We start from the raw sequence: 5,066 nt of genomic DNA, 5'->3' as shown, positions 1-5,066 counted from the left end.
ACCCCGCACTTCTCCCTATGCTTTCCAAGGTCACGGGGAAAGCGCTTTGGAATTACTAGCGGCGGCTAGAGATGCCAGTGGTTTGGGTATTATCACGGAAGTAATGGACGCGGCGGATCTCCCTAAGATTGTCGAAATAGCCGACGTGGTGCAAGTGGGGGCGCGCAATATGCAGAATTTTTCCCTCCTGAAAAAAGTTGGGGCGCAACCGAAACCAGTCCTACTCAAGCGCGGCATGGCGGCCACTATTGAAGATTGGCTGATGGCGGCAGAATATATCCTCGCGGCAGGAAATAGCAATGTCATTCTCTGCGAACGCGGTATCCGCACCTTTGACAGTAAATATACTCGCAATACCCTAGATTTATCCTGTATTCCCGTTTTAAGAACTTTAACTCACCTGCCGATCATGATCGATCCTAGCCACGGTACGGGTAAATGGGAATATGTACCGACCATGGCCATGGCTTCCCTGGCAGCTGGGGCCGATTCCTTGATGATCGAGGTACATCCTAACCCGGCGAAGGCCTTATCTGATGGGCCGCAATCCTTGACTCCGGACCGATTCGATCGATTAACTCGGGAGTTAGCGGTCATTGGTAAGGCGATCGGGCGTTGGCCCCAAGTTCCGGCACTGGTTTGATAAGATAAAAAGGGGGTGAATCAACCCCCTTTTTTGGGCATAAATTTCGCTTTTCGGGGCAGTTATGGTGACAGTTCCTCTAGAGTTAAATACTAGCGAAATCCGGGCAGAAAGACGGGTTACTTTTTATCATCTCAGTTGGTTATCCTATCAGCAAATTTTACAGGCGCTAGGGGAAAATAATCGCGCCCATTTATTTTATGATCGTGGCACTTTAGAAATTACTATGCCCCTAGAAGAACACGAGTTTTATCGAGAATTAATCGGATTATTTATTCGGATTTTGGTGGTAGAATTGGGTTTAAAAATTAAAAGTATGGGTTCCACAACTCTAGCTAGGGAAGATTTAGAACGAGGAGCAGAACCCGATAATGCCTACTATATTCAAAATCAGGCTAAAGTGCTGGGGAAAAGGATTAATTTAACTGAAGATCCGCCCCCAGATTTAGTGGTGGAAGTGGATATCACCCACACGGATATTAATAAATTAGCACTTTATGCCCGTTTGGGAGTGCCGGAATTATGGCGTTTTAATGGACAAATCTGGCGCATTTATCGGTTAGAAAAGGGGGTTTATCAGGAAGGAGAATTTAGTCCGACTTTTCCCCTAGTTCCGAAAACTAAACTCTATGAATTTTTAGCCACTGCTAAAGAGGATGAAGTGAGGGCAGAAAAGAATTTAAGAGCATGGCTTGTTAGTCAACTAGCTAAAAGTTGAGGTAATTATGGTGACAGTTCCTCTGGAGTTAAATACTAGCGAAATCCGGGCAGAAAGACGGGTTACTTTTTATCATCTCAATTGGTTATCCTATCAGCAAATTTTACAGGCACTAGGAGAAAATAATCGCGCCCATTTATTTTATGATCGTGGCACTTTAGAAATTACTATGCCCCTAGAAGAACACGAGTTTTATCGAGAATTAATCGGACGTTTTATCTATTTTTTGGTGTCCGAATTGGGTTTAAAAATTAAAAGTATGGGTTCCACAACTCTAGCTAGGGAAGATTTAGAACGAGGGGCAGAACCCGATAATGCCTACTATATTCAAAATCAGGCTAAAGTGCTGGGGAAAAGGATTAATTTAACTGAAGATCCGCCCCCAGATTTAGTGGTGGAAGTGGATATCACCCACACGGATATTAATAAATTAGCACTTTATGCCCGTTTAGGAGTGCCGGAATTATGGCGTTTTAATGGACAAATCTGGCGCATTTATCGGTTAGACAAGGGGGTTTATCAGGAAGGGGAATTTAGTCCCACTTTTCCCCTAGTTCCCAAAACTAAACTCTATGAATTTTTAGCCACTGCTAAAGAGGATGAAGTGAGGGCAGAAAAGAATTTAAGAGCATGGCTTGTTAGTCAACTAGCTAAAAATAATTAACCAGAGCAGTTTTTGATGTAATTAAGTACCTAAGCAAAATTAATTACACATATCTAACTAGAGCTTGCTGAATAAATCTAAAAACCTTGTTGGGTAAGACTTTTAGACCTTTTGTCAATCAAAAAATACTGGATATAGGAGTGATCGGGGGGAAATTTAGGCACTTTTTCCCTGAAAATTAGGTAATTGGCCACCTCAAAACTGGTAAAACCCTACACCCCACACCCACGAAAAACTTTTTGCCGTAAACCCTAATTATTACCCTTTTTGAGGGCGGAAGTGGCAAACTATTAACTGTTGACTGTTGAATGGGAAAAGACTGTGGATATTCGCTTAATCGTTGTTGATGTGGATGGAACGATCGCCGGGGATAACAATCAGGTTAATCCGGCTGTGGTGCAAGCTGTCTCGGCCGTCCAAAAAAAGGGAATTCCCGTCGCTATCGGCACTGGTAGGATGTACCGCTCGGCTTTACGCTTTCATAAACGCCTTAAATCGACTTTACCTTTAATTGCTTACAATGGCGCTTGGATTCAAGATCCTGTTTCCCAAGTTCACCATCGACATACCCCTATTTCCCCCGACTTGGCGATCGATCTTTTAGATTATCTCGAACAACCCCAATGGAAAGAGAAAATCTCCCTTAATTTTTATATGGACGATGTGCTTTATGTGCGGCAATTAAACGCGGAAACGGAATTCTATCGGCAGCGATCGGGTATTATTGCCGAAGCAGTGGGAGATTTACGCAAAGTGGCCCACAAAACTACTAAAATCCTGGCCATGGGGGAAGATAAGCAATTTATCGCCGAGATTTGGCAGCATTTACAGCAACGCTATCAAAATCAAGATTTATACTTTACCCAATCGAGTCCGACTTTTTTTGAAGTTACCCACGTTGAGGCTACCAAGGGAAGTGCCACCCAATTTTTGGCCGAAGATATCCTAGGATTACAACCAAAAAACGTTATGGCGATCGGTGATAATTTTAATGATGTTTCTATGCTCACCTATGCGGGTGTCGGTGTCGCCATGGGTAATGCTCCCCAAGCCGTTAAGGATCAAGCCGATTGGGTTGCCCCCAGTGTAAACTTAAATGGGGTGGCTGCGGCCTTGGAAAAGTTTGTTTTAATTTGAGGAATGGGGGAATGGGGAAGTGGAGAAATGGGGAGATGGGGAATTGGGGGAATTCAACTAAAACCCTACAACCCTAACACCCTAACACCCTAACACCCTAACACCCTTTTCATCGAGAAAATTATGACTATTAATACGCAAACTGTTACGATTTCTAACAAAGATATTGACATAGATGCCTATTTAGCCATTCCCGATCGAGGGGGAATTTATCCAGCAATTATCGTGATTCAGGAAATATTCGGCGTAAACGACCATATTCGCGATGTCACCCGCAGAATTGCCCAAGAAGGCTATATAGCGATCGCTCCTGCCATTTATCAGCGATTCGCTCCGGGTTTTGAAACGGGGTACAGTATAGAAGATATCGAAATCGGTCGTCAGTACAAAGAACAAACCAAAGCAGCCGAATTAATCAGCGATATCCAAGCCACCATCGATTATCTTTATAGTTTGCCACAGGTGCAAAAAACCGGTGTCGGCACGATCGGTTTTTGTTTTGGTGGTCATGTGGTTTATCTTGTCTCCACTCTAGAAGATATCAAAGTTACTGCCTCTTTTTACGGTGCAGGAATCACCACGGGAACCCCTGGGGGTGGTCAAGCGACAGTGAAGGTGACTCCCCAAATCAAAGGGACAATCTACGCATTTTTCGGGGTGTTAGATACCAGTATTCCTCAAAAGCAAGTGGATGAGATAGAAAACGCATTAACCCGTTATCAAATTCCTCATCGAGTTTTCCGCTATGAAAATGCCGATCATGGCTTTTTCTGCGACCAAAGGGCTAGTTATAATGCTAATGCGGCCAAATCTGCCTGGGATCGTGTGCTAGAGTTATTTAGCCTTCTTAAATCTTAATGGTCTGACTCCTCAAGCTTCAGCTTACACTGGAAGCAGTTCGAAATTATACTTGTAACCATTCTATTTATCATGACACCGAACCCAGCCTTTTCCATGGACGATTTTGCCAAAGCTCTTGATCAATACGATTATCAATTTGAAAAAGGGCAAATCGTGCGCGGGAGAGTCGATCAACACACCTCCGATGGAGCATTCATCGATATTGGCGGCAAATCCTCCGCTTTTATTCCTTTAAGGGAAATTTCCCTCGAAAATGTTACTTCCATTGCCGAAGCTTTACCCATAGATGCAGAATTCGATTTTCTGATTACCCGTGGACAGGACGCGGAAGGACAAGTTACCCTGTCTCTGCGGCAATTATTACTACAAAAAGCTTGGGAAAATGTCAGGGAAATCTCTGAAAGTGGCAAGTCGGTGCAGCTGCGCGTCACGGGGGTGAATAAGGGGGGAGTGACGGGGGAAGTGGAGGGATTAAAAGGATTTATCCCTCGCTCCCATTTAATCGAAAAAAATGATTTAGATTCCCTGATCGGACAACTTTTAACCGCAACTTTTATTCAAATCGATCAAGAAAATAATAAATTAGTTTTATCTCAGCGAGAAATTGCTCGCGCTAACGCTATCAGTCAATTAGCTGTGGGTAAATTATTAAGTGGCACTGTGGTTAAATTACAACCCTACGGTGTCTTTGTTGATTGCGGTGGAGTGACGGGATTACTCCATGCTAAACAGGTGACGGGAGCCTCTTTTAATTCTCCCATGACTTTCTTTAAAGTTGGTCAAGCAATTCAAGTGGTAGTCGCGGAAATTGACGAATATAAAAACCGCATTTCCCTATCTACAAAAATCCTGGAAGCGCACCCCGGGGAAATTCTCGAAAACTTTGCAGAAGTCATGGAAACAGCAGCAGAAAGATTAAAACAAGCTCAGGGAAAAACAATGGACAGTTAAATTAGGGGTTAGGGGATGGGTGTTAGGGAAATGGGGAAATGGGGAAATGGGGAATTTCAACTAAAAACCCCAAAACCCCAAAACCCTAAAAC

6 protein-coding genes are annotated in these 5,066 nt (G+C 43.5%); all 6 read left to right on the top strand.

Annotated features, from left to right (window positions below; all coding sequences use genetic code 11):
- A partial coding sequence (aroF, locus tag IQ242_RS16475; RefSeq protein ID WP_193960707.1) for a 3-deoxy-7-phosphoheptulonate synthase occupies positions 1 to 643 on the top strand: 643 nt, incomplete at its 5' end.
- Positions 644 to 707: 64 nt separating this feature from the next.
- Positions 708 to 1,361, top strand: a complete 654-nt coding sequence (locus tag IQ242_RS16470) for a Uma2 family endonuclease (protein WP_193960706.1) — start codon at positions 708 to 710, stop codon at positions 1,359 to 1,361.
- Positions 1,362 to 1,368: 7 nt separating this feature from the next.
- The gene (locus tag IQ242_RS16465) at positions 1,369 to 2,025 is read left to right on the top strand and encodes a Uma2 family endonuclease (RefSeq protein WP_193960705.1); all 657 of its coding nucleotides are present in this window, start codon (positions 1,369 to 1,371) and stop codon (positions 2,023 to 2,025) included.
- Between the two features lie 321 nt (positions 2,026 to 2,346).
- Positions 2,347 to 3,162, top strand: coding sequence for a Cof-type HAD-IIB family hydrolase (locus IQ242_RS16460; RefSeq protein WP_043995885.1), 816 nt, complete (start codon positions 2,347 to 2,349; stop codon positions 3,160 to 3,162).
- Positions 3,163 to 3,285: 123 nt separating this feature from the next.
- Entirely contained in the window at positions 3,286 to 4,020 is a 735-nt protein-coding gene (locus tag IQ242_RS16455) for a dienelactone hydrolase family protein (protein WP_193960704.1), read from the top strand.
- Positions 4,021 to 4,116: 96 nt separating this feature from the next.
- Positions 4,117 to 4,974 carry a S1 RNA-binding domain-containing protein gene (locus IQ242_RS16450; protein ID WP_193960708.1) on the top strand — a complete coding sequence of 286 codons (858 nt, stop codon included), beginning with the start codon at positions 4,117 to 4,119 and terminating at the stop codon, positions 4,972 to 4,974.
- Positions 4,975 to 5,066: the final 92 nt, after the last annotated feature.

The sequence above is a fragment of the Microcystis sp. LEGE 08355 genome (genome assembly GCF_015207185.1).
GTDB classification, from domain to species: domain Bacteria; phylum Cyanobacteriota; class Cyanobacteriia; order Cyanobacteriales; family Microcystaceae; genus Microcystis; species Microcystis panniformis.
Note: the sequence above shows the minus strand (reverse complement) of the source record. Positions and strands in the feature narration are given on the sequence as shown.